This window comes from Microbacterium sp. STRO-1N (assembly GCF_057748015.1).
Map to the genome: position 1 here is coordinate 2,219,886 of NZ_CM173234.1, position 23,715 is coordinate 2,243,600.

25 protein-coding genes and 2 tRNA genes are annotated in these 23,715 nt (G+C 67.6%); 14 read left to right on the forward strand and 13 right to left on the reverse strand.

Annotated elements, in window-relative coordinates:
• The first annotated feature begins 47 nt into the window (after positions 1-47).
• Entirely contained in the window at positions 48-623 is a 576-nt protein-coding gene (gene rsmD / locus AC3ANJ_RS10710; protein ID WP_488316292.1) for a 16S rRNA (guanine(966)-N(2))-methyltransferase RsmD, read from the forward strand.
• Here rsmD and thiL read toward each other — a convergent pair.
• Complete coding sequence (gene thiL, locus AC3ANJ_RS10715; RefSeq protein ID WP_488316293.1) at positions 593-1,588, reverse strand: thiamine-phosphate kinase; 996 nt, start codon at positions 1,586-1,588, stop codon at positions 593-595. The two genes, rsmD and thiL, sit on opposite strands and share 31 nt — an antisense overlap.
• A gap of 23 nt (positions 1,589-1,611) precedes the next feature.
• Here thiL and AC3ANJ_RS10720 point away from each other — a divergent pair, with 23 nt between their 5' ends.
• A complete protein-coding gene (locus tag AC3ANJ_RS10720) occupies positions 1,612-2,121 on the forward strand; it encodes a DUF3515 family protein (protein ID WP_488316294.1) in 510 nt (169 codons plus the stop codon).
• A gap of 14 nt (positions 2,122-2,135) precedes the next feature.
• Here AC3ANJ_RS10720 and AC3ANJ_RS10725 read toward each other — a convergent pair whose 3' ends face one another.
• From AC3ANJ_RS10725 to AC3ANJ_RS10755, 7 genes are all read right to left on the reverse strand, one after another.
• Positions 2,136-3,224 carry a D-alanine--D-alanine ligase family protein gene (locus AC3ANJ_RS10725; RefSeq protein ID WP_488316295.1) on the reverse strand — a complete coding sequence of 363 codons (1,089 nt, stop codon included), beginning with the start codon at positions 3,222-3,224 and terminating at the stop codon, positions 2,136-2,138.
• On the reverse strand, positions 3,130-4,266 hold the full coding sequence (locus AC3ANJ_RS10730) for an NAD(P)H-dependent glycerol-3-phosphate dehydrogenase (RefSeq protein WP_406249983.1): 1,137 nt from the start codon (positions 4,264-4,266) through the stop codon (positions 3,130-3,132). Before AC3ANJ_RS10730 ends, AC3ANJ_RS10725 begins: the two co-directional genes overlap by 95 nt.
• Positions 4,256-5,011: a lysophospholipid acyltransferase family protein gene (locus tag AC3ANJ_RS10735; RefSeq protein ID WP_488316296.1), complete on the reverse strand. Its 756-nt coding sequence runs from the start codon at positions 5,009-5,011 to the stop codon at positions 4,256-4,258. Before AC3ANJ_RS10735 ends, AC3ANJ_RS10730 begins: the two co-directional genes overlap by 11 nt.
• A 5-nt stretch (positions 5,012-5,016) precedes the next feature.
• Positions 5,017-6,381, reverse strand: a complete 1,365-nt coding sequence (murA, locus tag AC3ANJ_RS10740; protein WP_406249981.1) for a UDP-N-acetylglucosamine 1-carboxyvinyltransferase — start codon at positions 6,379-6,381, stop codon at positions 5,017-5,019.
• Positions 6,382-6,455: 74 nt separating this feature from the next.
• Positions 6,456-7,052 carry a 3-isopropylmalate dehydratase small subunit gene (gene leuD, locus AC3ANJ_RS10745; protein ID WP_488316297.1) on the reverse strand — a complete coding sequence of 199 codons (597 nt, stop codon included), beginning with the start codon at positions 7,050-7,052 and terminating at the stop codon, positions 6,456-6,458.
• A 2-nt stretch (positions 7,053-7,054) separates the two neighbouring features.
• Positions 7,055-8,512, reverse strand: coding sequence for a 3-isopropylmalate dehydratase large subunit (gene leuC / locus AC3ANJ_RS10750; RefSeq protein ID WP_488316298.1), 1,458 nt, complete (start codon positions 8,510-8,512; stop codon positions 7,055-7,057).
• Positions 8,513-8,674: 162 nt separating this feature from the next.
• Complete coding sequence (locus AC3ANJ_RS10755) at positions 8,675-9,691, reverse strand: TerC family protein (RefSeq protein ID WP_488316299.1); 1,017 nt, start codon at positions 9,689-9,691, stop codon at positions 8,675-8,677.
• A gap of 193 nt (positions 9,692-9,884) precedes the next feature.
• On the opposite strand from AC3ANJ_RS10755, the gene AC3ANJ_RS10760 reads away from it, so the two are divergent.
• The 6 genes from AC3ANJ_RS10760 to AC3ANJ_RS10785 all read left to right on the forward strand — a co-directional run bounded on the left by AC3ANJ_RS10760 (position 9,885) and on the right by AC3ANJ_RS10785 (position 15,486).
• Positions 9,885-10,526, forward strand: coding sequence for a TIGR00645 family protein (locus AC3ANJ_RS10760; RefSeq protein WP_488316300.1), 642 nt, complete (start codon positions 9,885-9,887; stop codon positions 10,524-10,526).
• A gap of 71 nt (positions 10,527-10,597) precedes the next feature.
• On the forward strand, positions 10,598-11,155 hold the full coding sequence (locus AC3ANJ_RS10765) for an RNA polymerase sigma factor (protein WP_488316301.1): 558 nt from the start codon (positions 10,598-10,600) through the stop codon (positions 11,153-11,155).
• The gene (locus AC3ANJ_RS10770) at positions 11,152-12,228 is read left to right on the forward strand and encodes a DUF4349 domain-containing protein (RefSeq protein ID WP_488316302.1); all 1,077 of its coding nucleotides are present in this window, start codon (positions 11,152-11,154) and stop codon (positions 12,226-12,228) included. The genes AC3ANJ_RS10765 and AC3ANJ_RS10770 overlap by 4 nt, the downstream gene beginning before the upstream one ends.
• Before the next feature lie 76 nt (positions 12,229-12,304).
• Complete coding sequence (locus AC3ANJ_RS10775; RefSeq protein ID WP_488316303.1) at positions 12,305-12,841, forward strand: helix-turn-helix domain-containing protein; 537 nt, start codon at positions 12,305-12,307, stop codon at positions 12,839-12,841.
• 1 nt (position 12,842) lies between these two features.
• On the forward strand, positions 12,843-14,096 hold the full coding sequence (locus AC3ANJ_RS10780) for an MFS transporter (RefSeq protein WP_488316304.1): 1,254 nt from the start codon (positions 12,843-12,845) through the stop codon (positions 14,094-14,096).
• Positions 14,097-14,124: 28 nt separating this feature from the next.
• The gene (locus tag AC3ANJ_RS10785; RefSeq protein ID WP_488316305.1) at positions 14,125-15,486 is read left to right on the forward strand and encodes an acyltransferase family protein; all 1,362 of its coding nucleotides are present in this window, start codon (positions 14,125-14,127) and stop codon (positions 15,484-15,486) included.
• A 23-nt stretch (positions 15,487-15,509) separates the two neighbouring features.
• Here the strand turns inward: AC3ANJ_RS10785 and AC3ANJ_RS10790 are convergent.
• Positions 15,510-15,582: transfer RNA gene (locus AC3ANJ_RS10790), tRNA-Glu, on the reverse strand.
• A 152-nt stretch (positions 15,583-15,734) separates the two neighbouring features.
• Here AC3ANJ_RS10790 and AC3ANJ_RS10795 point away from each other — a divergent pair.
• The 5 genes from AC3ANJ_RS10795 to AC3ANJ_RS10815 are packed head-to-tail and all read left to right on the forward strand — an operon-like array spanning position 15,735 to position 18,473.
• Complete coding sequence (locus tag AC3ANJ_RS10795; protein ID WP_488316306.1) at positions 15,735-16,373, forward strand: MBL fold metallo-hydrolase; 639 nt, start codon at positions 15,735-15,737, stop codon at positions 16,371-16,373.
• A gap of 53 nt (positions 16,374-16,426) precedes the next feature.
• Positions 16,427-16,912 carry a GNAT family N-acetyltransferase gene (locus tag AC3ANJ_RS10800; protein WP_488316307.1) on the forward strand — a complete coding sequence of 162 codons (486 nt, stop codon included), beginning with the start codon at positions 16,427-16,429 and terminating at the stop codon, positions 16,910-16,912.
• Between the two features lie 60 nt (positions 16,913-16,972).
• Complete coding sequence (locus tag AC3ANJ_RS10805; protein ID WP_488316308.1) at positions 16,973-17,428, forward strand: OsmC family protein; 456 nt, start codon at positions 16,973-16,975, stop codon at positions 17,426-17,428.
• Positions 17,425-17,784: a hypothetical protein gene (locus tag AC3ANJ_RS10810; protein WP_488316309.1), complete on the forward strand. Its 360-nt coding sequence runs from the start codon at positions 17,425-17,427 to the stop codon at positions 17,782-17,784. Before AC3ANJ_RS10805 ends, AC3ANJ_RS10810 begins: the two co-directional genes overlap by 4 nt.
• Before the next feature lie 5 nt (positions 17,785-17,789).
• Positions 17,790-18,473, forward strand: a complete 684-nt coding sequence (locus AC3ANJ_RS10815) for an ArsR/SmtB family transcription factor (protein ID WP_488316310.1) — start codon at positions 17,790-17,792, stop codon at positions 18,471-18,473.
• Between the two features lie 17 nt (positions 18,474-18,490).
• Here AC3ANJ_RS10815 and pepN read toward each other — a convergent pair whose 3' ends face one another.
• Entirely contained in the window at positions 18,491-20,974 is a 2,484-nt protein-coding gene (gene pepN / locus AC3ANJ_RS10820; protein ID WP_488316311.1) for an aminopeptidase N, read from the reverse strand.
• Positions 20,975-21,267: 293 nt separating this feature from the next.
• Here pepN and AC3ANJ_RS10825 point away from each other — a divergent pair, with 293 nt between their 5' ends.
• Positions 21,268-21,471, forward strand: a complete 204-nt coding sequence (locus AC3ANJ_RS10825) for a cold-shock protein (RefSeq protein ID WP_264157619.1) — start codon at positions 21,268-21,270, stop codon at positions 21,469-21,471.
• Between the two features lie 57 nt (positions 21,472-21,528).
• Here AC3ANJ_RS10825 and AC3ANJ_RS10830 read toward each other — a convergent pair whose 3' ends face one another.
• The 3 genes from AC3ANJ_RS10830 to gltX all read right to left on the reverse strand — a co-directional run bounded on the left by AC3ANJ_RS10830 (position 21,529) and on the right by gltX (position 23,700).
• Positions 21,529-21,966 carry a VOC family protein gene (locus tag AC3ANJ_RS10830; protein WP_488316312.1) on the reverse strand — a complete coding sequence of 146 codons (438 nt, stop codon included), beginning with the start codon at positions 21,964-21,966 and terminating at the stop codon, positions 21,529-21,531.
• Positions 21,967-22,027: 61 nt separating this feature from the next.
• A tRNA-Gln gene (locus AC3ANJ_RS10835) sits at positions 22,028-22,099 on the reverse strand.
• Positions 22,100-22,194: 95 nt separating this feature from the next.
• Complete coding sequence (gene gltX / locus AC3ANJ_RS10840) at positions 22,195-23,700, reverse strand: glutamate--tRNA ligase (protein WP_488316313.1); 1,506 nt, start codon at positions 23,698-23,700, stop codon at positions 22,195-22,197.
• Positions 23,701-23,715: the final 15 nt, after the last annotated feature.

Consider the following 23,715-nt stretch of genomic DNA (forward strand, 5'->3'; position numbering starts at 1 on the left):
CCGCTTCACGCCGCGGCCGTGCGACGGCGGTGTCATAGGGTGAACGAGTGACCAGGATCATCGCGGGCGAGGCCGGCGGCATGCGACTCACCGTCCCTGCGAGCGGCACACGGCCCACCAGCGATCGTGTGCGCGAGTCGCTGTTCGGCGCCCTCGAGTCCGCCGATGCGATCGACGGCGCCCGCGTCCTCGACCTCTACGCCGGCTCCGGCGCGCTCGGACTCGAAGCGCTCAGCCGCGGCGCAGCGTCCGTCGACCTCGTCGAGCTCTCCAAGGGCGCAGCCGGCGTCATCCGCCGCAACGCGCAGGCGGTATCGCGTGTGGCAGGGCGCCCGGCGCACGTGCACCATCTCGGCGTGCACGCCTATCTCCTGCGCGCCACCGGCCCGTTCGATCTCGTGTTCTCCGACCCGCCGTACGACATCGACGACGCCGCGATGACCGCCGATCTCGTCGCACTCGCCCCGCTGCTCTCCGCGGATGCGCTCGTCGTCGTCGAACGCGCCAGACGCTCCGCACCGCCTGCTCTGGACGCCGCCGGCCTGGAGGAGTTCCGCACCAAGACGTACGGCGACACCACCCTCTGGTGGGCTCAGCCCGCTGCCGAGTCCCAGTCGCGATAGGGGTCCCACCCGGCGACGTCCACCGGCGCCCCGTCGCACAGCAGACCGACGTCGCCGCGCTCGCGCACGTCGCCGATCACCCGGAATCCCGGCGCCAGCCGATCCGGCGGGAACGTCGCGAGCAGGGCGTGGTCCTCTCCGCCCGCCAGCGCGCGCACCGGATCGGCACCGAGTTGGTCGCTGCGCAGGTCCAGCGTGACTGCCGAGGCATCTGCCATGCGCCCGGCATCCAGGGCGAGACCGTCCGAGACGTCCATCATCGCCGTCGCGCCGGCCATCGCCGCCACCGGACCGAGCCCGATCGGCGGCCGGGGTCGCAGTTGCGCCGCGACGGCATCCGTCTCCCCCGCCGCAAGCCGCGAACGGTCGACGGGGATCGGGGTGTCGCCGTCGCGGAAGCGGCCGAACAGCACGGCGAGCCCGTGCGCGGCGTGGCCGAGTTCACCGGCCACGGCGACCACGTCGCCCGGTCGTGCACCTGAGCGCGTGACCGCAGTGTGCCCCTCGAGGTCTCCGAGCGCCGTCACGGCGATCGTGAGCACGTCGGAGGTGGTGAGGTCCCCTCCGACGACGGCGCAGCCGGGAGAGAGCGCCTCGCATGCCTCGCGGAACCCGTCGGCGAGCCGCTCGACGAACGACAGCCGCATGTCGCGCGGCACCGCCAGCGCCACCAGCAGCGCGGTCGGACGCGCGCCCATCGCCGCGACATCCGCGAGGTTGACGGCGGCGGCCTTCCAACCGAGGTCGTAGCCGCTCGACCACGCGAGGCGGAAGTCGGGGCCGTGCACGAGCGTGTCCGTTGTGACGACGACGGAACCGCTCGGAGCCGCGATCACCGCCGCGTCGTCTCCGGGGCCGAGGATCGTGTGACTGGCGGGCGGCGTCCGGGAGAGGATCGCCCGCAGGATCTGCCCCTCTGAGAGCTCGGACAGGCGGGGATCATCGTCGGCTGAACGGGAGGGCATGCTGTCAAAGGTAGCCTGGAAGCATGCGCTCCCGTCTCGCCTTCGCCGCTGTTCTGCTCCTCGGAACGGGCCTCCTCGGCGGATGCGCGACCACCGTTCATCTGGAGCCGGCAGCGGATGCGAACAACCCCCTCTGCGCCGACGTCATCGTCAGCCTGCAGAACACGAACACCCTCGCCGGTCAGGACAGGCGCTGGACGGATGCTCAGGCGACCGCCGCGTGGGGTGCCGAGGACTCGGCGATCCTGCTGACCTGCGGCCTGGACGAGCCAGCGCCGACCGCCGAGCTGCAGTGCGTGACGCTGGAAGGCGTCGACTGGCTCGTCGACGCGTCCGAGACCCCGTACGTGCGACTGACGACCTACGGGCGTGAGCCAGCCGTGCAGATGTACATCGACACCGGAGCGGTCAGCTCGAACGACGTGATCAGCAACCGAGGTATCGTCGGCGCTGTCACCTCGATCCCGGCGGACGGCAAGTGCACGTCACCGGACGAGCTGCCGGAGGACTACGACCCGGAGGCCGAGAGCTGACGCTCCCCGGCTCCTCAGCCGCGCAGACCGGCTTCGACCAGCTCCGTGATCAGATCGGTGTAGCTGAGGCCTGAGGCGATCCAGCACTTCGGGAACATCGAGATCGGAGTGAACCCCGGCATGGTGTTCAGCTCGTTCACGACGAGCTCGCCCTCTGGCGTCACGAAGAAGTCCACGCGGGCGAGGCCCTTGCCGTCCACGGCCTCGAAGGCCCGCACGGCCGTCTCCTTCAACTGCGCGATCAGATCGTCGTCGACGTCCGCAGGACAGACGATCTCGACGCCGTCACCCCCGAGGTACTTGCCCTCGAAGTCGTAGAAGCTGCGCGAGGTGAGCACGACTTCGCCGGGCAGCGATGCCCTGGCACGAGCGCCCTGCCTCCCTGCCAGAACGCCGACCTCGATCTCGCGGCCCTCGACACGGGACTCGATGAGAACCTTGTCGTCTTCGGCGAACGCGATGCTCAGCGCGGCGTCGAGCCCGTCGCCGTCGTCGACGCGGGAGACGCCGACGCTCGATCCGGCGCTGGCCGGCTTGACGAAGACCACGGGGCCCAGCGCGCCAACCTGTGCGCGAACCGCGTCAGGGTCGGCCGCCCACTGCGCGCTGCGGACGGTGATTCCGGGGGAAACGGGAATGCCGGCGGCGGTGAGTGCCAGTTTGGTGAAGTGCTTGTCGAGGCAGATCGCGGAATCGAGGATGCCGCAGCCTGCGTAGGGCACGTCGATCACGTCGAAGAAGCCCTGGATGGCGCCGTCCTCGCCGTGCAGGCCGTGAAGCAGCGGCAGCACCACATCGATCTCGCCGAGATCGGCGACGGAGCCGTCGGCGTGCACGACGCGCAGCGTGCGGTCGCCGTCGGGCTCCGGCCACCGCATCCGCGTGCCGTTGTCGACGACCTCGGGCAGCTTCTCGGCATCCAGAGCGAACTTGTCCGGATCGTCGGTCTCGAGGACGAAGGCGCCTTCGCGCGTGATCCCCACCGGGATCACGTCGTAGTCGTCGCGGTCAATCGCGCGCAGCACCCCGCCCGCCGTCGCGGAGCTGATCGAGTGCTCGCTGGAACGCCCGCCGAAGAGCACCACCACCGTCTGCTTTGCCATGATTGGTCCTCTCCCCCTGCGGGGTGTCGTCGTCGGTCGTCAGGTGCGGCGCGATGTCGCGCGGATTCATGGTGCCGTCCAGCACCATCTTCACCTGCTGCACGATGGGCATCTCCACGTCCGCCTCGTGCGCGAGCTGCAGGATGGGCGCCACGGATGCCAGGCCCTCGGCGGTCTGCTGCATCTGCGCGACCACGTCCTGGAACCCGTATCCCTGCCCCAGCAGTCGTCCGGCGGTGTTGTTGCGGCTCAGCGGCGACTGGCACGTCGCGATCAGGTCGCCGAGACCGGCGAGACCCTGCAGCGTCTCGGGCTGCGCGCCGTAGGCGACGGCGAAGTCCGTCATCTCGACGAGCCCACGGGTGATGATCGAGGCCTTCGTGTTCTCGCCGTATCCCACGCCGTCGACGATGCCGATAGCGACCGCGATGAGGTTCTTCAGCACTCCACCGAACTCCGTGCCGATCACGTCGGTGTTCACGAATGTACGGAAGTAGCTGTTGCGCGCCGCGCGCGCGACGATCTCGGCCGTCTCCTGGCTGGTCGAGGAGATCACCGCTGCCGTCGGCTGCTCGCGGGCGATCTCGAGGGCCAGGTTGGGCCCGGATGCCACGGCGATGCGCGCCGGGTCGCACTCGAGCTCGTGCTCGATCACCTGGCTCATCCGCTGCCCGGTGCCGCGCTCGACGCCCTTCATCAGGCTGACGATCGGAGCGGAACTCGATTCGATCAGCGGCCGGAGCGTCTTCAGGTTCTCGCGCAGCGTCTGGCTCGGCACCGAGAGGTAGATCTGGTCTGCGCCATCGAGCGCCTTGGCCAGATCGTGCGTGGCGTCGATCGTGCGAGGAAGGTTGATGCCGGGGAGGTAGCGCGAGTTGCGCTTGGCCTCGGCGATCTCGTGCGCCAACTCCGGTCGGCGGGCCCACATCGTGACCCTGGCGCCGCCGTCGGCGAGGATCTTCCCGAACGTGGTGCCCCAGCTTCCGGCGCCGACGACCACGACCTGAGGGCCCGTGGCGGCGGGGGTTCGTCTAGGAGTCAAGGCGACCGGTCTCCTTCTGGCCGTGATCGGTGGGATTCCAGCGCTGAGCCGGGGCCTTCTCCTGCCTGACCTGCTCGAGCAGCGCGGTGATGGCGTCCATGAGCCGGGTCGTGGCTTCGTTCAGCGCCGCCTGATCACCGGCGCGCCCCTTCAGATCGGAGAGATCGACCGGGTCGCCGATGATGACGTGCACCGGCTTGCGCGGCGGCCACAGCTTCAGGCCCTTCTGGTAGCGCCCCATGATCTCCTGCGTGCCCCACTGGGCCATCGGGATCAGCGGGATGTCGCCGGCCAGCGCGAGGCGCACCGCGCCGGATTTGCCGCGCATCGGCCACAGATCGGGGTCGCGCGTCAGCGTGCCCTCCGGGTAGACGATGACGCCGCGGCCGTGCTCGACGAGGTCCTTCGCCTGCGCCATGGTCTGCTTCGCGGCGGCACCGGACGCCGTGCGAGCGACCGGGATCATCCCGGTCGCACGCAGAGCGGCACCGACCACCGGAACCCGGAACAGGCTCTCCTTCGCCATGAAGCGCGGCGCGCGGCCGATACGCCACACCGCGACGGCGACGACGAGGGGGTCGAACTCCGAATAGTGGTTCGGCGCGAGCACGAACGCACCGTCCCTCGGCAGCTTCTCCTTCCCGACGAACGTCATCTTCGTCAGGTAGGACATGAACGGAAGGACGACGGCGGCGAGCAGCCACCAGACGCTCGGGCGGGACTTCTCGGGTGACCGGGAGCCCATGGCGCTCACCGGACGACGTCGAAGTCGGCGCCGAGAGCGTCGAGCTTGTCCAGGAACTTCTCGTATCCGCGGCTGAGGATGTCGACGCCCGAGACCTGGGACTGGCCCTGGGCGGTGAGCGCCGCGATCACGTGGCTGTACCCGCCGCGCAGGTCGGGCACGACGATGTCGGCGCCGTGCAGCGGGGTCGGCCCCGTGATGACGGCGGCCTGCTCCAGCTCGCGGCGCGGCACACGACGCGGTCCGTTCTGCAGTCCGTGCGGGTGCACGACGATGTCGGCGCCCATCTTGACCAGAGCCTGGGTGAAGCCGAACCGGTTCTCGTAGACCGTCTCGTGGACGATCGAACGGCCCTCGGCCTGCGTGAGCGCGACGATGAGCGGCTGCTGCCAGTCGGTCATGAAGCCGGGGTGCACGTCGGTCTCGACGATCACGGGCTGCAGGTCTCCGCCGCGGCGGAACAGGATGCCGTCCTCCTGGATGTCGAACCAGCCGCCGGCCTTGCGGAAGACGTTGAGGAACGTCAGCATCTCCTGCTGCTTCGCCCCTCCGACGAAGATCTCGCCGTCGGTGGCCAGCGCTGCGGATGCCCAGGACGCGGCCTCGTTGCGATCGAAGATCGAGCGGTGGTCGTAGCCGCGGAGTGTGTCGACACCCTCGATGAGGATGACGCGGTTCGGCTCGTAGGAAATGATCGCGCCCATCTTCTGCAGCACGGCGATCAGGTCCATGATCTCCGGCTCGATGGCCGCGTTGCGCAGTTCGGTCGTGCCCTCGGCGCGCACCGCCGTGAGCAGCACCTGCTCGGTCGCACCGACGCTGGGGTACGGCAGGTGGATGCTCGCGCCGTGGAGGCGCTGCGGTGCCGACAGGCGGATGCCGCTGGGGAGCTTCTCGACGACGGCGCCGAACTTGCGGAGCGCGTCGAGGTGGAAATCGATCGGACGGTCGCCGATGCGGCATCCTCCGAGGTCGGGGATGAATGCCTGGCCGAGACGGTGCAGCAGCGGTCCGCAGAACAGAATCGGAATCCGCGAGGCACCCGCGTGCGCGTCGATCTCCTCCATGTGGGCCGACTCGACGCCACTGGGGTCGAAGATGAGCGAGCCGGGCTCGTCGCCCTCCTCCACGCGGACGCCGTGGACCTCGAGCAGTGAGCGCACCACGGCGACGTCGCTGAGATCGGGCACATCGCGCAGGGTGCTGGCGGTTTCGCCGAGGAGCGTCGCGACCATCGCCTTCGTGGCGAGGTTCTTGGCGCCCTTCACATCGACGCGGCCCCGGAGCGGGTGTCCTCCGCGGATGGCGATGACATCTCCGCTCAGAGCGGGAAGGCCGTCCTGGAGTACGTCGCGCAGGGGTGTCGTCATTCGGGGCCTCACTTCATTTCCACGGATCACGGCACGTGCCGTTGGGGCGGATGCCCCGGGCTCACGGTCCGCGCTCAGAGAACGGGGATGGTCCGTGGCCGCCACGATTCGCGACGGGCCTCGAACTGCGCGATCTTGTCTTCGTTGCGCAGCGTGAGCCCGATGTCATCGAGCCCTTCGAGGAGCCGCCATCTAGTGTAATCGTCCACGCCGATCGTGGCCTGGAACTCACCGATAGTAGCTGTGCGCGCCTCGAGATCGACCGTGATGCTGCGGCCGGGATCCTCGTCGATCAGGGCCCAGATCGTCTCCAGGTCCTCTTCCGAGATGGTCGCGGCGAGCAGGCCCTGCTTGCCGGAGTTTCCGCGGAAGATGTCGGCGAATCGCGGGCTGAGGACCACGGCGAAGCCGAAGTCGCGCAGCGCCCAGACGGCGTGTTCACGGCTGGACCCCGTACCGAAATCCGAACCCGCGACAAGGACGGATGCCCCCTGGAACGTGTCCTGGTTGAGCACGAACTCCGGGTCCTGCCGCCAGGCGTGGAAGAGCGCGTCGTCGAAGCCGGTCTTGGTGACCCGCTTGAGGAAGACCGCAGGAATGATCTGGTCGGTATCGACGTTCGATCGCTTCAGCGGGGCTGCGATACCTGTGTGCGTGGTGAACTTCTCCATGGTCAGGCTCCGATCAGCTCGTCGGCGGGCGCGAGATCGCTCGGGCTGGACAGGGTTCCGCGCACGGCAGTGGCCGCGGCGACGAGCGGTGACACCAGGTGGGTGCGCCCGCCCTTGCCCTGTCGTCCCTCGAAATTGCGGTTGGATGTCGAGGCGCAGCGCTCCCCCGGTGCCAGCTGATCCGGGTTCATCCCCAGGCACATCGAGCAGCCGGCGAATCGCCACTCGGCGCCGAAGTCGATGAAGACCTTGTCGAGGCCTTCGGCCTCGGCCTCGAGACGCACGCGTGCGGAGCCGGGGACGACCATCACCCGGACGCCCTCGGCCTTCTTGCGTCCCTTCACGATCGACGCGAACGCGCGCAGATCCTCGATGCGGCTGTTGGTGCAGGAGCCCATGAACACGGCGTCCACCGGCACCTCCTTCAACGGCGTGCCGGGGGTGAGCGCCATGTATTCCAGCGCACGCTCTGCGGCGGCGCGCTCGTTCGGGTCGGCGATCGCAGCCGGATCCGGTACGGATGCCGAGAGCGAACTGCCCTGTCCTGGGTTGGTCCCCCAGGTGACGAACGGCTCGAGCTCGTTCGCGTCGATGAACACCTCGGCGTCGAAGACGGCGCCCTCGTCGGTGGGGAGCGTCCGCCAGTAGGCGACGGCATCGTCCCAGTCCTGGCCCTGGGGTGCGTGCGGCTTGTCCTTGACGTACGCGAAGGTCGTCTCATCCGGCGCGACCATTCCGGCGCGTGCGCCGGCCTCGATCGACATGTTGCAGATCGTCATGCGCCCCTCCATGGAGAGGGCGCGGATCGCGCTGCCGCGGAACTCCAGGACGTAGCCCTGACCGCCGCCGGTGCCGATCTTCGCGATCACGGCGAGGATGATGTCCTTGGCGCTCACGCCCGGCTTCAACGCGCCCTCGACCGTGATGGCCATGGTCTTGAAGGGCTTGAGCGGCAGCGTCTGGGTCGCCATGACGTGCTCGACCTCGCTGGTGCCGATGCCGAACGCCATCGCGCCGAACGCGCCGTGCGTCGAGGTGTGCGAGTCGCCGCAGACGACCGTGATGCCCGGCATCGTGAGGCCGAGCTGCGGCCCCACCACGTGCACGATGCCCTGCTCGGCGTCGCCGAGCGAGTGGATGCGGACGCCGAACTCCTCGGCGTTGCGGCGCAGCGTCTCAATCTGCGTGCGGCTGGTGAGGTCGGCGATCGGCTTGTCGATGTCGAGCGTCGGGGTGTTGTGATCCTCGGTCGCGATCGTCAGGTCGAGCCGGCGCAGCGGCCGTCCTTCGGTGCGCAGCCCGTCGAAGGCCTGCGGGCTGGTGACCTCGTGGACCAGGTGCAGGTCGATGTAGATGAGATCGGGTTCGCCGTTCTCGCCCTTGACGACGAGGTGGTCATCCCAGACCTTCTCGGCGAGCGTGCGAGGGCGGGCGGGAATGTCTGATGCGTCGATGGTCATGCGTCTTTCGTCTCCGGGATTCGCAGGGCGGCCCACGCTGGACACCGCGACGAGAAAGGCCTTAGAACGAGGTCTCGTCGCGGCTGCTAAGAAGAAGAACCACCCGCCGCATGTCGGTCAGTTTACACCGCTGCGGCGGGTGGCTCCGCCCTGTGACGCCGGTCAGTGCGTCGGAGGCTCGGGGTGCAGTTCCTCCGGCGCACGACGCTTGTCGTTCGCGGATGCGATGAGGCTGGCGACCGTGGCGGCGCCCATGGCGACGACGATCACCGTGAGGGACAGCCAGATCGGGATGTCCGGGGCCCACTCGATGTGCTCGCCGCCGTTGATGAACGGCAGCTCGTTGACGTGCATCGCGTGCAGGATCAGCTTGATGCCGATGAAGCCCAGGATGACGGCGATGCCGTAATGCAGGTAGCGCAGGCGGTCGAGCAGGTCGCCGAGAAGGAAGTACAGCTGGCGCAGACCCATGAGCGCGAAGATGTTCGCGGTGAACACCAGGAAGCTGTTCTGGGTGATGCTGAAGATCGCCGGGATCGAGTCGATCGCGAACATCAGGTCGGTGACGCCGATCGCGACGAAGACGATGATCATCGGCGTCCACATCCGCTTGCCGTCGACGGTGGTGCGCAGCTTCCCCTCGTCGTACTCCTCGCTGATGTCGATGCGACGGCGCAGCACGCGCACGATGAAGTTCTCGCGCTTGGCCTCTCCCTCGTGATCGCCCTCCGGCATCGCCTGGCGGATCGCGGTCCAGATGAGGAACGCGCCGAACAGGTAGAAGATCGGCGAGAAGTTCTCGATGATCGCGACGCCGGCAAGGATGAAGATGCCCCGCAGGACGAGCGCGATGATGATTCCGACCATCAGCACCTGCTGCTGCAGGCGCCGCGGAACCGCGAACTGCGCCATGATCAGGACGAAGACGAACAGGTTGTCGATCGACAGGCTGTACTCGAGAGCCCAGCCTGTGAGGAACTCACCGGCGTACTGGCCGCCGGCGATGAAGTAGAGCAGGCCGGCGAAGATCACGGCCAGGCCGACGTAGAAGGCCACCCAGAGGGATGATTCCTTCGTCGAGGGAATGTGCGGACGCAGCCGCACCAGAAGAAGGTCTCCGATGAGGATGAGAGTCAGGACCACCAGGGAGGTGACCTCGAACCAGACGGGGATGTTCAAGGGCGCACGGCACCTTTCGAGAGGGTAGGGAAACGGACCGAAAGTCTCTCCCACGCACCAGGTGCGCCGCGCCCCCGGAGCAACGCTGTCGGTGCTCGTGATGACGAGGGCGCGAGGACGGGATACTCCCTCTCGCAGGTATTCATCGTAGCGGAGGTTCAGCCCGCCGACCGGACATGATGGAATAGTCGCCGTGACCTCTCAGATCGACACCTCCGCCGACCCGCTCGAGACCACCCCGCGCAACGGCTGGGCGCGCGCCATCGCATCCCTCATCTTCGTCAGCCGCTGGCTGCAGGCTCCGCTGTATCTCGGCCTGATCGTCGCCCAGGTGATCTACGTCGTCGTCTTCATGGTGGAGCTCTGGCATCTGATCGCCGACGATGTCTTCGGCAACATCACGCACATCAATGAAGCGACGATCATGCTCAGCGTGCTCGGCCTGATCGACGTCGTCATGATCGCGAACCTGTTGATCATGGTGATCATCGGCGGGTACGAGACGTTCGTGTCGCGCATCAACACCGAAGGGCATCCCGATCAGCCGGAGTGGCTGTCGCACGTCAACGCGAACGTCCTCAAGGTCAAGCTCGCGATGGCGATCATCGGCATCTCGTCGATCCATCTGCTCAAGACCTTCATCGCCGTGGGGAACATGGACGCGGACGGTGTCAAGGAGAGCGAGGTGGACGGCCTCGGCAATTACACGCCGACGGGCGTGCTGTGGCAGGTCGTCATCCACATGGTGTTCATCGTCTCGGCGCTCGCCCTCGCGTGGATCGACCGGATGTCCCAGAAGACGGCGATCGCCGCACATCACGAGGCCACTCACTGAGCGCAGGCGGTTTCTGAGACGATGGGGCATCCTTCGACACTTCCGAGGTGAGAGACACCGAACGGAGCAGGATGCCTGAGCGATCGGAAGACCAGGAATGGGCGGCCAGGGCCGCGGCGGGCGACGAGAGCGCCTTCCGTGCGATCTACCGCGCGCACGTCCGCCCGGTCTACTGGATCGCGCACGGCATTCTCGGATCGGTCGTGGATGCCGAGGATGTCACGCAGGAGACCTTCGTCGTCGCCTGGCGAAAGCTTCCGAAGCTCGAGCTGGCCGGCGAGTCGATCCTGCCGTGGCTGGCGACGATCTGCCGGTTCCAGGCGGCCAATCGCCTGCGCCGACGGATCCGCGACCGCGAGCACACGGCCGAGACTCCCGATGAGACGATCGCCGACACGGTGAGCGTCGAGGATCAGGTCATCTCGGCCGAACTGGCCGAGCGCATCGCCGCCGAGATCGGCACGCTCGGCGAGCTCGACCGCGAGATCTTCCGACTGTGCGCATCAGAGGGCTACGCCTACCAGGCCGCCGCCGATGAGCTCGGCGTCAGCCATGCGGTCGTCCGCAACCGTCTCTCTCGAGTGCGCACGCAGCTGCGTGGCGCCGTCAAGGAAGTGAGAGACGCATGAACGAGCAGAGCACTGCTCTTCCGGAGCTGTCCGACGAGGCCGTGGCCCGCATCGAGGATGCGGTGTTCGACCGGATCGCCGACGAGCCTGCGAGAGTCGTCGCAGCATCCGCACGGTCACGGCAGCGCCGTCGGCGCTGGCTGACCGGTGCGGGCATCGCCGCGGCGTTCGCCCTCGGCATCCTGATCACTCCCCCGATCATGAACGCCGTGATGCCGTCGTCCACGACCGCCGACATGAGTACGGAGGAGAGCTCGTCCGGTGGCGCTGTGCCCGAGATGTCCGCCGAGTCGGCCACGACAGATCAGGACGGCGCTGCACTGGATGACGTCGGGTCCGTCGACGCGGAGTTCCAGTTGGATGCCGCCGCCGACCGCGAGATCATCGCCTCGGCATCCGCAACGGTCGAGGTCGCCGACGTGCCGTCATCCGTCAGCGCGATCGGCGACATCGCCGAGGAGCACGGCGGATACGTCGAGAGCACGAGCGTCTCGAAGGCCTCCCCGACGGAGGGTATCGATGCCTCCATGCCGGTTCCGCCGGGCGACGGGTACGGGTGGGTCAGCATCCGGGTGCCGTCTGCCGATCTCACCGCGGTGATCTCTCAGCTCGGCGACATCGGCGCGGTGCAGTCGTCGTCCCTCACGAAACAGGACGTCACCTCGACCGCTATCGACCTGCGGGCGCGCGTCGAGACGCTGGAAGCGTCGGTGACGCGACTGACCGACCTGATGGCGCAGTCGGCATCCGTGACCGAACTGATCGAGGCGGAAGTGGCCCTGACGAACAGGCAGGCCGAGCTGGAGTCCTACCAGCAGCAACTGGCGGCGCTCGAAGATCAGGTGGCGATGTCGTCCCTGCAGATCGAGCTCGTGCCCGAGGCGACGACCATGAAGGCGGACCCGGCCGGGTTCTCGGACGGTCTGCAGGCCGGATGGAACGGCCTGATCGTGTCGCTGAACGCGCTGGTGATCGCGCTCGGGTTCCTGCTGCCGTGGATCGCCGTGGCCGCAGTGGTGCTGGTGATCGTGTGGCTGGTGCTGCGCGCGCGGCGGCGTCGCACTTCCGAATGAACGGCATTGATCCTTGATTTTCCGCGGTATACAAGAAGTCTTGTGAGAATCCGGGTTCCCGCTTAGCGTTGCCTGCGTGGAAGAGATCTCCGTCATCACCGCCGTGCATCATCCGCTGCGCCGGCGCATCATCGACTACCTGCAGCTGCACGACGCGACGCAGGTCGGAACGCTTGCGAAAACCTTCGACGCGCAGGTGGGCAGCATCAGCCACCACCTGCGGATGCTGCAGAAGGCCGGCATCGTCGAACAGACCGACGACCCCACCGGGGACAGGCGGACGAGCTGGTGGCAGCTGGCGCGTCGCCGGATCACCTGGTCGGAATCCGACTTCGACTCCCCCGCCGACGCGATGCTCGCACGAGAGGCGCAACGCGCGAACGTGCGCCATCAGCTGGACCGGCTGCAGCGATGGCATCGGGTATCGCGCGACAGCGACATCGAGGGATTCGCGACCGACACGCTGAAGTGGGCGACCCCCGCCGAACTCCGCGACCTCGGACAGCGCCTGAACGCGATGCTGGACGAGTGGGGCGCGGGAATCGACCGCGAGGACGGACAGGAGCGTCTGCCGGTCTTCTTCTTCGCCCACGGCTTCCCCACCGAGGTGTGAGATGACCTCGACGATCGAACCCCGGATGCTGCGGCAGCCGCCCGCCTTCTCGCGCGACCGGATGGTGCAGACCTGGCTGCTCGTCAAGGCGCTCTCCGACGCCGGTGACGCCGTCTTCACGATCGCCTTCGCATGGACCGCGGTGCAGATCGCCTCCCCCGCCGTCGCCGGTCTCGTGATCGCCGCCGGTACCGTACCTCGGGCGGTCGTACTGCTGATCGGCGGCGCGTACGCGGATCGCGGCAACGCCAGACGACTCATGGTCGTCTTCAACGCGTTGCGGGTCGTCGTGCTCGTGACGGTCGCGATCTGGTGCCTCGCGACGCCGCCGACGGTCGCGCTCCTGTTGATCGCCAGCGTCGCTTTCGGGCTCTGCGACGCATTCTTCGAGCCGGCCGCCGGCACCATGCCGCGCCAGCTCGTCGCGCCGGCCGATCTGCCCGCCTACTCCGCGCTCAGCCAGACGCTCTCCCGACTGGGAACCATGGCGGGTGCTGCCACCGGCGGGTTTCTGGTGGCAGCCTTCGGCATCACCGGCAGCGCGGCCATGAACACCCTTACCTACACCATCGTCATCGCGTTCATCGTGCTGTGGCTTCGTCCGCGATTCGCACTGCCTCGTGCGTCGACCGAGCAGAATGTGCTGCGCGGCGTCACGGACGGCTTTCGGCACCTGCGCACCGAGCACGCGACGCGCACGCTCGTCATCGCGCTCTCCGGCTTGAACCTCGCCGTCGGGCCGGCGATCGCCATCGGCATCCCGTTGCAGGCGACCCAGCGCGGCTGGGGCGCCGAAGCCGTCGGCATCCTGGAGGCGCTCGTCGGCGGCGGAGCGATGATCGGCGCCCTGGTCGTCGTGAAGTGGCGGCCCCGGCATGAGGCACGGGGAGCGTTCATCGCCCTCATCGTCCAGGGCGCCGGGATCGTCGCGCTCGGGATCGGCTCTCCCTACGTCGTCGGAGCGGGTGCTCTCGTCATCGGCGTCACGGCCGGCTTCGCCTCCGCTCTGCTCAGTGCGACCTTCGCCGCGACGGCAGCCCCGGACTTCCTCGGCCGGCTCGGCTCCATCCTGCGACTGGGCGACGACTGCCTCATGCCGGTCGCGATGGCCGCGTTCGGTGCGCTGGCCGGCATCCTGCCGCTGTGGGTGCCGTTCGCCCTGTACGGCAGCGCGATGGCGCTTCTGATGACGGTGCCGCTGAGCAAGCGCACCTTCCGGGAGATGTCACTGCGGTCGCCCGACGCTGCCGGATGATGTCGGGATGCCGCGCTACAGTCGCGTCATGACTCGCACCGAAGCGGACACGAGGATGATCCCGGCTGGACGCGATCTCACCCTGGATCTGGCACGCGTCTTCTGCGTGGTGCTCGTCGTGTTCGTGCACATCCTGTTCACCGGGGTCGGGCGCAACCCGGACGGGTCGCTGCTGATCGAGAAGACCGTCGAGCTGCAGAGCTGGTTCAACGCCGTCACCTGGATCGCGAACATCATGCCGCTGTTCTTCGTGGTCGGCGGCTACGCGGCACGCGCGGGCTGGCGATCGGCGGTGGCGAAGGGCGTGACGGCCGACGTCTTCGTCCGGGTCCGTCTCGCGCGGCTCGCGCGCCCGGCTGTTGCGGTGTTCGTGTTCTTCACGGTCGTCCTCGCCGCCGCTCGTGCGCTCCGGCTCGACCCCGCTCTGGTCGACGGGATCGCCATCGGCGTCGGCTCACCGCTGTGGTTCCTGGCGGCGTACATGATCGTGCAGGCCCTCGCTCCGGCGATGATGCAGTGGCACGAGCGCTCCGGCCCGCTCGTGCTGGTCGGACTGCTCGCGGCGATGCTGGCCGTCGACGCCGTGCGCTTCATCGTGGTCGGAGGGATGCTGGGAATAGAACCGGTGCCTCCGAACGGGTACGGACTGGGGCAGGAGATCTTCGGCATCCCGAACGTGATGTTCGTGTGGCTGTTCGCCCAGCAGGTGGGCTTCTTCCTCTACGACGGCTGGTTCGCGCGTCGACGGTGGTGGCAGCTGCTGATCGTCATCGGCGGCGGGTACGCCCTGCAGTGGGGGCTCGTGTCGCTGGGCGGGTACTCCTGGAGCATGCTCGGCAACCAGTGGCCGCCGACGGCGACCATGGCGGTGTTCGCGGTCGTCCAGGCAGCCGCTCTGACCCTGCTGCACGCACCGCTGACCGCACTGATGCGTCTGAAGGCCGCGCAGGGCATCGTGTTCCTACTTGGTTCGCGGTTGATGACCATCTACCTGTGGCATCTGCCGGTGATCATGGTGCTCACCGGCATCCAGCTGATCCTGCCGCTGCCATTGCCTGCGCCAGGAAGCCCGCAGTGGTGGTGGACGCGCGTGCCGTTCCTGATCCTCGTGCTCGTGGTCGTCTGGCTGCTGTCGCTCTGGCTCGTGCGTTTCGAGCGGGTACCGCCGGCCGGAGCGCCGCGATTCCCGTCGACGGCAGCGACCGTCGTGGCCGTACTGCTGTTCGTGGTTCCGATCCTCGCCATAACGGCCTACGGGCTGGATGTCGTCCTGGCGGGTCTCGCGCTGGTCGGGACAGTGACAGCACTCTGGGTGGCCGGCTCGCGGACGGCGCCGTCGATTCCCTCGACCCGGCGTGATCGTCCTGGATACGCGAAAACCCTCGGCTGAGCCGAGGGTTTTCCGTGTTGCGGTGACCCCAGCGGGATTCGAACCCGCGTTACCGCCGTGAGAGGGCGGCGTACTAGGCCGCTATACGATGGGGCCGTCTTGCGGAACGTTTCCGTCCCGCGACAACCGTTCAAGTATGCCACGGCATTTCTCGCTCCGCAAAATCGAGGCCGGGCTCGCACAGATCCCGGGCGTGGCGCACCGAAATCGGGTTTGCCGCGCGCGCCGGGACGGAGTTGACTCTTCACATGCGCGTCACCAAGTACGAACACGCCACGCTCCGCATCGACGAGAGCGGCGACACTCTGATCGTCGACCCCGGCTCGTTCACGACACCGCTCGACGATCTCGGCGACGTCGTCGCCGTGGTGATCACCCACGAGCATCCGGACCATTGGACGCCGGAGCACCTCGACCGGATCCTGCGTGACGTTCCTGGCATCCCGGTGTTCGCACCGGCAGGGGTCGCGGCCGCCGCAACCGACCACGAGATCACGATCGTCTCCGCCGGTGACACGGTCACGGCCGGGCACTTCGCTCTGCGCTTCTTCGGCGGCGAGCACGCGGTCATCCACGAGTCGCTGCCCGAGATCCAGAATCTCGGCGTCCTGGTGAACGATGAGCTCTACTACCCGGGAGATTCCTACGCGATCCCGGCCGACGTCGCTGTCGACACGCTCGCCGCCCCGCTCGGCGCACCGTGGCTGAAGATCGGCGAGGCGATGGATTTCGTCCTCGCCGTGAAACCCCGACGCGCATTCGGCGTTCACGACATGACGCTGTCCGTCATCGGCAAGAACATGCATCGAGCGCGTCTGCAATGGGCGACCGAGCAGGAGGGCGGAGAGTTCTTCGTCCTCGAGCCGGGCGAATCGCTCGATCTGTGAGCGAACCTGATCGGCTGCTCCCCCAGCCCACGTCGCGCCTGCGATTTCGAGAGATGACCGCTGACGACCTCGAGGCGATGGCGGCGCTGCTCGGCGATCCCGAAGTCATGGCGTACTACCCCGCACCGAGAACTCGCGACGAAAGCGCGGCGTGGATCGCCAACCAGCAGTCGCGCTACGCGGAGCACGGCCACGGCCTCTGGATCATCGAAACCCACTCCGGCGAGTTCGTCGGCGACTGCGGTATCACGTGGCAGTCCTACAACGGCATCCCGGTCCGCGAAGTCGGCTATCACGTGCGGACGGACCGTCAGCGCCAGGGCTTCGCCACGGAGGCCGCGACGGCGTGCGTCGACCTCGTTCGGGATGCCTTCGCCCCAGCACTTCTGACGGCGATCATCCACCCCGACAACGTCGCGTCGCGCGGTGTCGCGGAGAATCTCGGGATGACGCACATCGCCGACGACCACGCTCATCCGTGGATCGTCCGCACCGTCATGGGGATGCATGTCACGAAGGCTGCACCGACAGCACACTGATCCTCAGCGACGTCGAACACTTCGTCCGCCACCGAAACGTCGCTGAGCCATCATGGGCGCATGACCGATCACATCTACACGACCGGACTTGACTGGTCCGGCAGCACCGGCGTCGGGTACCGCGCGTACGACCGAACGCACACGGTGGCGATCAACGACGACGTCACGCTCACGCTGAGCGCGGACAGCGTCTTCCGAGGAGACGCTCGGTTGGCGAACCCGGAGCAGCTCCTCCTCGCCGCCGCGAGCTCGTGCCAGCTGCTCTCGTTCCTGGCCGTCGCAGCGCTCGCGCACGTGGACATCGTCCACTGCACCGATTCGGCACGCGCGGTGATGCCGGCCGATTCATCGCCGATGCGCATCACCGAGGTGACTCTCGACGTGAAGATCGTGGCGCGCGGCACCGACGAGGCGACAGTGCAGGCACTGCTGCAGGATGCGCACGAGCAGTGCTTCATCGCGAACAGCTTGGCCGCCCCCGTGACGATCACCGCCGAAGTGGAGATCATCGCATGACGGATATCGCGATCGCGGTGCCGGACGGCGCCGCCTCGCTCGCGAGGGCCGGCGAAGTCCTCGGAGCTGCGGGTGTCGGCCTCGAGGGCGGCGGCATGTGGAGCGGAGTCGCCCACTACCTCGTCGACGATGCGGATGCCGCGGCCGAGGCTCTGCATCGTGCAGGCTTCGAGGGCGTGCGCGTGCGCGAGACGGTCATCGTCCCTCTCGACGCGGATGTCCCCGGTGAACTCGGCAGGATGATGCATCGCCTCGCCGCGGCCGGTGTGGAGCTCCAGGTGCAGTACAGCGACCATGACAATCGGAAGGTGTTCGTCGTCGATGATCCGGAGGCGGCCAGAGCGGCATTACGATGACCGACGTGTCCACTCTCCCTCTCGATGAGCTGGGCCGGGTCATCGCCGAACCGGCTCGCCTGCGCATCCTGCACGAGCTGCTCGGCGGGCCGCCCTTGCCGGCCGGCGCACTCGCCGCGCGAACCGGTATCGCACCGTCGACCACCAGCGCGCACCTGTCGCGACTGGAGGACGCCGGCCTGATCCGGATAGAGAGACGCGGACGCAGCCGGATGGCGCGGCTGGCCGGACCCGAGGTCGCCGACGCGATCGAGGCCCTCGTGCGATTGTCCGGAGAGGCGCCGGTGAGCTCCCTCAGGGGCTTCGATCGACGAACCGCGATGCGCGAAGCCAGATCCTGCTACGACCACCTGGCCGGACGCGTCGGCGTCGCGATCACGGACATCACCCTCGAACGTGGGTGGGTCCGTGCCGACTCCGGATCATGGACTCTCGTCGACGGCGGTATCGACCCGATCTCCCACGATCTCGGCATCGCGCTCGCCTGGCCCCCTTCCCGCCGCGCCGCCGTCCGACCATGCGCGGACTGGACCGAACGTCGACCGCACATCGCCGGCAGACTCGGACGTGCACTTCTGGACGCGATGATCGAGAGCGACTGGGTCCGACGTCGCCGCGACGATCGCGCGCTGAGGATCACCGCCGTCGGCAAAGCGAAGCTCGCGGAACTCGGCGTCGCCGACCTCTAGTCGACGACGCCGGGTGCTCAGCTCTGCGCCGCGCGCACGCGGAGATCGCGCGCCAGATGATCGCGCTGCTCGATCACGAGCCGACGCAGTGCGCCCGGTGCGTCATCGTTCTCCGCGAGCCACCCGTCCACGAGCTCGAGCGACTCCGCCTGCGGGAACAATCCTGTCACCAGTCGCGATGCGAGCTCGATGCTGCGCTGCGCCCACACCGGACGGATACGCGCGAAGTACTCGGCATCGTGCCCGGCGACGAGATCGCGGCGGCCACCGGCACGGAACCCGCCGATCGTCGCATCCAGGTGATCGTTGGAGAGGCTCGTGTCCGTCCACGCAGCGGTCCACGCGGCATCCCGCACCACAGCATCCGGGCGCGCGGCCAGCGCGCGGATCGAGGCCGTCCGCCCGTCGGCGGTGTCATCGTTCGCCAGTTCGGCCGCGATCTCGGTGGCGTCGAGAGCTCCGACCGTCGCAAGCGCCGTGAGGAAGGCCCAGCGCAGCTCGGGATCGACAGGAAGCCCTTCCGGCCCTTCACCTGCCAGGACCGTGCGCACCCGGTCAGCGGTGCCCGCATCGTATGCGGATGCTGCGGCGAATGCCCGTGCCCAGGAGAGCTGCGCATCGCTGCCGGCGTCGGCGGCATCCAGCGCCTGCTCGGTCGTACGCGACCAGGCGGCCCGCTCGTCGGCGCGCGCCGACTCCGGGACGTAGTGACTGAGCGTGAAGGCCGCATTGGCCAGCACACCGGTGAGCAGCGAGATGTTCTCCTCCGCCGCCGCGTGGGTGCGGACGATCTCCAGATATCGTCCGGCAGGGAGCTCGCCGTCGCGCGTGGCGTTCCACAGCGCCGACCAGACGAGTCCACGGGCGAGGGCATCGCCCAGCGTCGACAGTGCCGACGCCACGGTCACGAGCGAGCGCTCATCCAGGCGCACCTTGGCGTACGTGAGATCGTCGTCGTTGATCAGCACGAGGTCCGCGTCGGGCAGGTCCACCGGGGTGCGCGCCTCAGCGATGTCCACCTCCGTCTTCTCCCGCAGCGCCAGCCGGTCGTCGACGAGGTCGTACAGGCCGATCCGCAGGCGATGCGGACGAGGTTCGGTCTGCACCAGCATCCGGCGCCCATCGGCATCCGTCTCCAGTCGGAGCGTCGAGACCCCCGTCGTCTCGAGCCACGCACGCGACCAGGCGCGCACGTCGCGGCCCGAGACCTCCTCGAGCTGGATGAGCAGATCCTCGAGCGTCGTGTTGCCGAACGCGTGCGCGGCGAAGTAGCGCCGCGCACCCTCGAAGAAGTCGTCCTCTCCGACGAAGGCGACCAGCTGCTTGAGCACCGAAGCGCCCTTCGCGTAGGTGATGCCGTCGAAGTTGAGCTTGGCCGCCTCGAGATCGGGGATGTCGGCGACGATGGGATGCGTCGTCGGCAGCTGATCCTGCTGATACGCCCAGGCCTTGCGGCGGTTGGCGAAGGTCACCCAGGCATCCGTGAAACGGGTCGCCGCGGCCGAGGAATGCGAGCCCATGTAGTCGGCGAACGACTCCTTCAGCCACAGGTCGTCCCACCAGCGCATCGTCACGAGATCCCCGAACCACATGTGCGCCATCTCGTGCAGGATCGTGTTCGCCCGCCCGGCGCGCTGAGCGTCGGTGGCGGCGCCCCGGGGGATGTACGCCTCGGTGAACGTGACGAGTCCGGGGTTCTCCATCGCACCGAGGTTGTACTCCGGGACGAAGATCTGGTCGTACTTCCCCCACGGGTACGGATACGCGAACGCGTCGGTGAAGAAGTCGAGCCCCTGCTGCGTGACGGTCATGATCTCGTCCGCTTCCAGGTGCTGGGCGAGCGATGCACGGCACAGGATGCCGAGGTCCACGATCTGGTCGCCGCGCTGCCACGAGCCTTCGACCCGGTGATAAGGACCGGCTGCCACTGCGGTGATGTAACTGGAGATCGGCAGCGTCGGAGCGAACTCCACCGTCTGCACTGTCCCGTCGATGAGCGTGGATGCCGGCGCCTGATTGGAGAGCACCTGCCATCCGGCTGGTGCGTGCACGACGAACGCATAGGACGCCTTCATGTCGGGCTGCTCGAAGCACGCCATGACCCGACGCGCATCGGCGGGCTCATACTGCGTGTACAGGTACGTCGCGCCGTCGACCGGGTCGACGAACCTGTGCAGACCTTCGCCGGAGCGGCTGTACGCCCCCGTCGCACGAATCGTGACGGAGTTGGCTGCCGCGAGCCCGGTGATCCGGATGCGAGCGCCGTCGTGATCCACGATCTGCTCTTCGCCGTTGAGGATCACGGCATCGACCGATTCCCCGATGAAGTCGATCCAGGTGGCGTCCGTCGACGCATCGAAACTCAGCGTGGTCGTGCTCGGGAATCCCGTGCGGCTCGGGTCGGGGGCGTCCGTGAGATCCAGTTCGACGCGGATGCTGTGCACAGTGACATCCGCGGATCGCGCTGCTGTCTCCTGGCGGGTCAGGTTCGCTGAGCTCATGCATCCATCGTTTCATGACGCATTTGTGACACGCCCGGCATGTTCGCAGGCAGTATGGGCTAGGCTGAACACACAACTACACGATGGCGGTCGGGCTCTCTGACTTTCCATCAGTCCGAATGCGCATCGCGCAGGTGACTGCTTCTCCCTTTCATCCTCCAACTCATCCCTCACCGTCACGGCCGCAACGACTGCCGCCGTCAGCCCGAGGGCACACAGACTGCTCCGTCGAATCATTCGGCAGAGTATGACGGGCCGCATACTGGCCCACGAACACACAAAGGAAACACAGCATGGCCACTGGCACTGTCAAATGGTTCAACTCCGACAAGGGCTACGGCTTCATCGCTCCCGATGACGGCTCCGCAGACCTGTTCGCGCACTTCAGCGCGATCGCAGGCAGCGGACACCGCAACCTCGAGGAAGCGCAGAAGGTCGAGTTCGACACGGAGCAGGGCCCCAAGGGCCCCCAGGCGACGAACATCCGCGCCCTCTGATCTGATCCGAAAGGCCCCGGTCGCGTTCACGCGACCGGGGCCTTTCGTGTATCCGCGTCAGGTCGCGCGCAGATCCTGGGCGAGCATCAGGAGGATCCCGCTGGGACCGCGGAGGTACGTGAGCCTGTAGACGTCTTCGTAGTTCGCGACCCCGCGCAGGGGGTGGTATCCGTGCCGCGCGGCGATCTCGAGCGCCGCGTCGATGTCGTCGACCGAGAACGCGACGCGGTGCATGCCGATCTCGTTGGGGAGGGTGGGTTCCGTCTCGATCGCCGCCGGGTGGATGTACTCGAAGAGTTCGAGCTGCCCGTTGCCGTCCGGGGTCTGCAGCACGGCGATCCTCGCATGATTGCCATCGAGTCCGACCGCGGTGTCGGCCCATTCCCCGCTGATGGTGTCCCGTCCGAGGACGGTGAGTCCGAGTTCCTCGAAGAACGAGATGGCCTCGTCGAGGTCGCGGACGGCGATGCCGACGTTCTCCAGCTTGATGGCCATACCCAGGATGCTACTGGCCCGGATGCACGAAATCCCCGCCGAAGCGGGGATCTCATCAATGCTGGGGTACCTGGACTCGAACCAAGAATGGCGGTACCAGAAACCGCTGTGTTGCCAATTACACCATACCCCAAGGGCGAAAACTGAGCTTCGCACCGAGAGTCAAGCTTACCCGAGCGGCGGCCATAACGCCAAAACGAGGCCCGCAGGCGCCGCCCGGGCGCGTCGTCAGCCGGCGAGGACCTGCGAGAGTCCTCGCAGGCGCGCGAGCGTCGCGTCCTTGCCGAGCAGTTCCATCGACTCGAACAGCGGCGGCGACACGCGGCGACCGGTGATCGCGACACGCGGCGGACCGTAGGCCACCCGCGGCTTGAGCTCGAGGTCTTCGACCAGAGCCTTTGCAAGCGCGTCCTGAATCACCTGCGGGGTGAAGTCGGTGACGGGCTCGAGAGCGGCGATGCAGGCATCCAGCACCTCCGCGCTGTTGGCGGGCAGGCCCTTGAGCGCGTCGGCGTCGTACGAGACCTCGTCCGTGAACAGGAAGCCGAGCATGCCGGGAACGTCCCCCAGCAGCTGCACGCGCTCCTGCACCAGCGGCGCCGCGCGGAACGCCAGCACCAGCTGCTCGTGCGTGGGCTCGTCGAACAGGCCGGCCGCAGCGAGGTACGGGACGATCCGCTCGGCGAAGTCCTTCTCGGCCAGCATCCGGATATGGTCGCCGTTGATCGACTCGGCCTTCTTCTGGTCGAAGCGGGCCGGGTTCGGGTTGACGTTGTCGATGTCGAATGCGGCGGTGAACTCGGCCAGCGAGAACACGTCGCGGTCCGGTCCGATGGACCAGCCCAGCAGCGCCAGGTAGTTCAGGAGTCCTTCGTGGATGAAACCGCGCTCACGATGCAGGAACAGGTCGGCCTGCGGGTCGCGCTTGGACAGCTTCTTGTTGCCCGTCTCCCCCAGCACAAGCGGCATGTGGGCGAAACGAGGGACGAAGGTCGTCACACCGGCTTCGATGAGGGCGGCGTACAGCGACAGCTGCCGGGCGGTCGACGGCATGAGGTCCTCGCCGCGCAGCACGTGCGTGATGCCCATGAGGGCGTCGTCGACCGGGTTCACGAACGTGTACAGCGGTACGCCGTTCGGTCGCACGACGACGAAGTCGGGGAATGACCCGGCTGGGAAGGTCACTTCGCCGCGGATGAGGTCGACGTACGTGAGGTCCTCATCCGGCACACGCAGTCGCAGCGCAGGCTGGCGGCCCTCGGCGCGGAACGCCGCCTTCTGGGCCTCGGTGAGCTCGCGATCGAAGTTGTCGTATCCGAGCTGCTTCGCCCGACCGTTCGCCTCGTTGCGGGCGTCGATCTCCTCGGCCGTCGAAAAGCTCTCGTAGAGCGCTCCGGCCGCGAGCAGTTTGTCGATGACGCCGCGGTAGATGTCATGGCGCTGGGACTGGCGGTACGGCGCGTGCGGGCCACCGACCTCGACGCCCTCGTCCCAGTCGATCTCGAGCCAACGCAGCGCATCGAGCAGCTGCTGATAGCTCTCCTCGCTGTCACGAGCGGCGTCGGTGTCCTCGATGCGGAAGACGAGTTTGCCGCCGTTGTGTCGCGCGTACGCCCAGTTGAACAGCGCCGTGCGCACCAGCCCGACGTGCGGCAGGCCCGTCGGCGATGGGCAGAAGCGGACACGGACGTCGGCACCACTGGCAGTCGTGGTGAGAGGATGCGGAGTAGCCATAGCCCTTTGATTCTA

Coding starts and splice junctions, on each gene's coding strand:
- thiL (WP_488316293.1), bottom strand. CDS start 1,588: ATGCCCTCCCGTTCAGCCGACGATGATCCCCGCCTGTCCGAGCTCTCA.
- AC3ANJ_RS10720 (WP_488316294.1), top strand. CDS start 1,612: ATGCGCTCCCGTCTCGCCTTCGCCGCTGTTCTGCTCCTCGGAACGGGC.
- AC3ANJ_RS10725 (WP_488316295.1), bottom strand. CDS start 3,224: ATGGCAAAGCAGACGGTGGTGGTGCTCTTCGGCGGGCGTTCCAGCGAG.
- AC3ANJ_RS10735 (WP_488316296.1), bottom strand. CDS start 5,011: ATGGGCTCCCGGTCACCCGAGAAGTCCCGCCCGAGCGTCTGGTGGCTG.
- murA (WP_406249981.1), bottom strand. CDS start 6,381: ATGACGACACCCCTGCGCGACGTACTCCAGGACGGCCTTCCCGCTCTG.
- leuD (WP_488316297.1), bottom strand. CDS start 7,052: ATGGAGAAGTTCACCACGCACACAGGTATCGCAGCCCCGCTGAAGCGA.
- leuC (WP_488316298.1), bottom strand. CDS start 8,512: ATGACCATCGACGCATCAGACATTCCCGCCCGCCCTCGCACGCTCGCC.
- AC3ANJ_RS10765 (WP_488316301.1), top strand. CDS start 10,598: ATGCCTGAGCGATCGGAAGACCAGGAATGGGCGGCCAGGGCCGCGGCG.
- AC3ANJ_RS10770 (WP_488316302.1), top strand. CDS start 11,152: ATGAACGAGCAGAGCACTGCTCTTCCGGAGCTGTCCGACGAGGCCGTG.
- AC3ANJ_RS10780 (WP_488316304.1), top strand. CDS start 12,843: ATGACCTCGACGATCGAACCCCGGATGCTGCGGCAGCCGCCCGCCTTC.
- AC3ANJ_RS10785 (WP_488316305.1), top strand. CDS start 14,125: ATGACTCGCACCGAAGCGGACACGAGGATGATCCCGGCTGGACGCGAT.
- AC3ANJ_RS10795 (WP_488316306.1), top strand. CDS start 15,735: ATGCGCGTCACCAAGTACGAACACGCCACGCTCCGCATCGACGAGAGC.
- AC3ANJ_RS10800 (WP_488316307.1), top strand. CDS start 16,427: ATGACCGCTGACGACCTCGAGGCGATGGCGGCGCTGCTCGGCGATCCC.
- AC3ANJ_RS10805 (WP_488316308.1), top strand. CDS start 16,973: ATGACCGATCACATCTACACGACCGGACTTGACTGGTCCGGCAGCACC.
- AC3ANJ_RS10810 (WP_488316309.1), top strand. CDS start 17,425: ATGACGGATATCGCGATCGCGGTGCCGGACGGCGCCGCCTCGCTCGCG.
- pepN (WP_488316311.1), bottom strand. CDS start 20,974: ATGAGCTCAGCGAACCTGACCCGCCAGGAGACAGCAGCGCGATCCGCG.
- AC3ANJ_RS10825 (WP_264157619.1), top strand. CDS start 21,268: ATGGCCACTGGCACTGTCAAATGGTTCAACTCCGACAAGGGCTACGGC.
- AC3ANJ_RS10830 (WP_488316312.1), bottom strand. CDS start 21,966: ATGGCCATCAAGCTGGAGAACGTCGGCATCGCCGTCCGCGACCTCGAC.
- gltX (WP_488316313.1), bottom strand. CDS start 23,700: ATGGCTACTCCGCATCCTCTCACCACGACTGCCAGTGGTGCCGACGTC.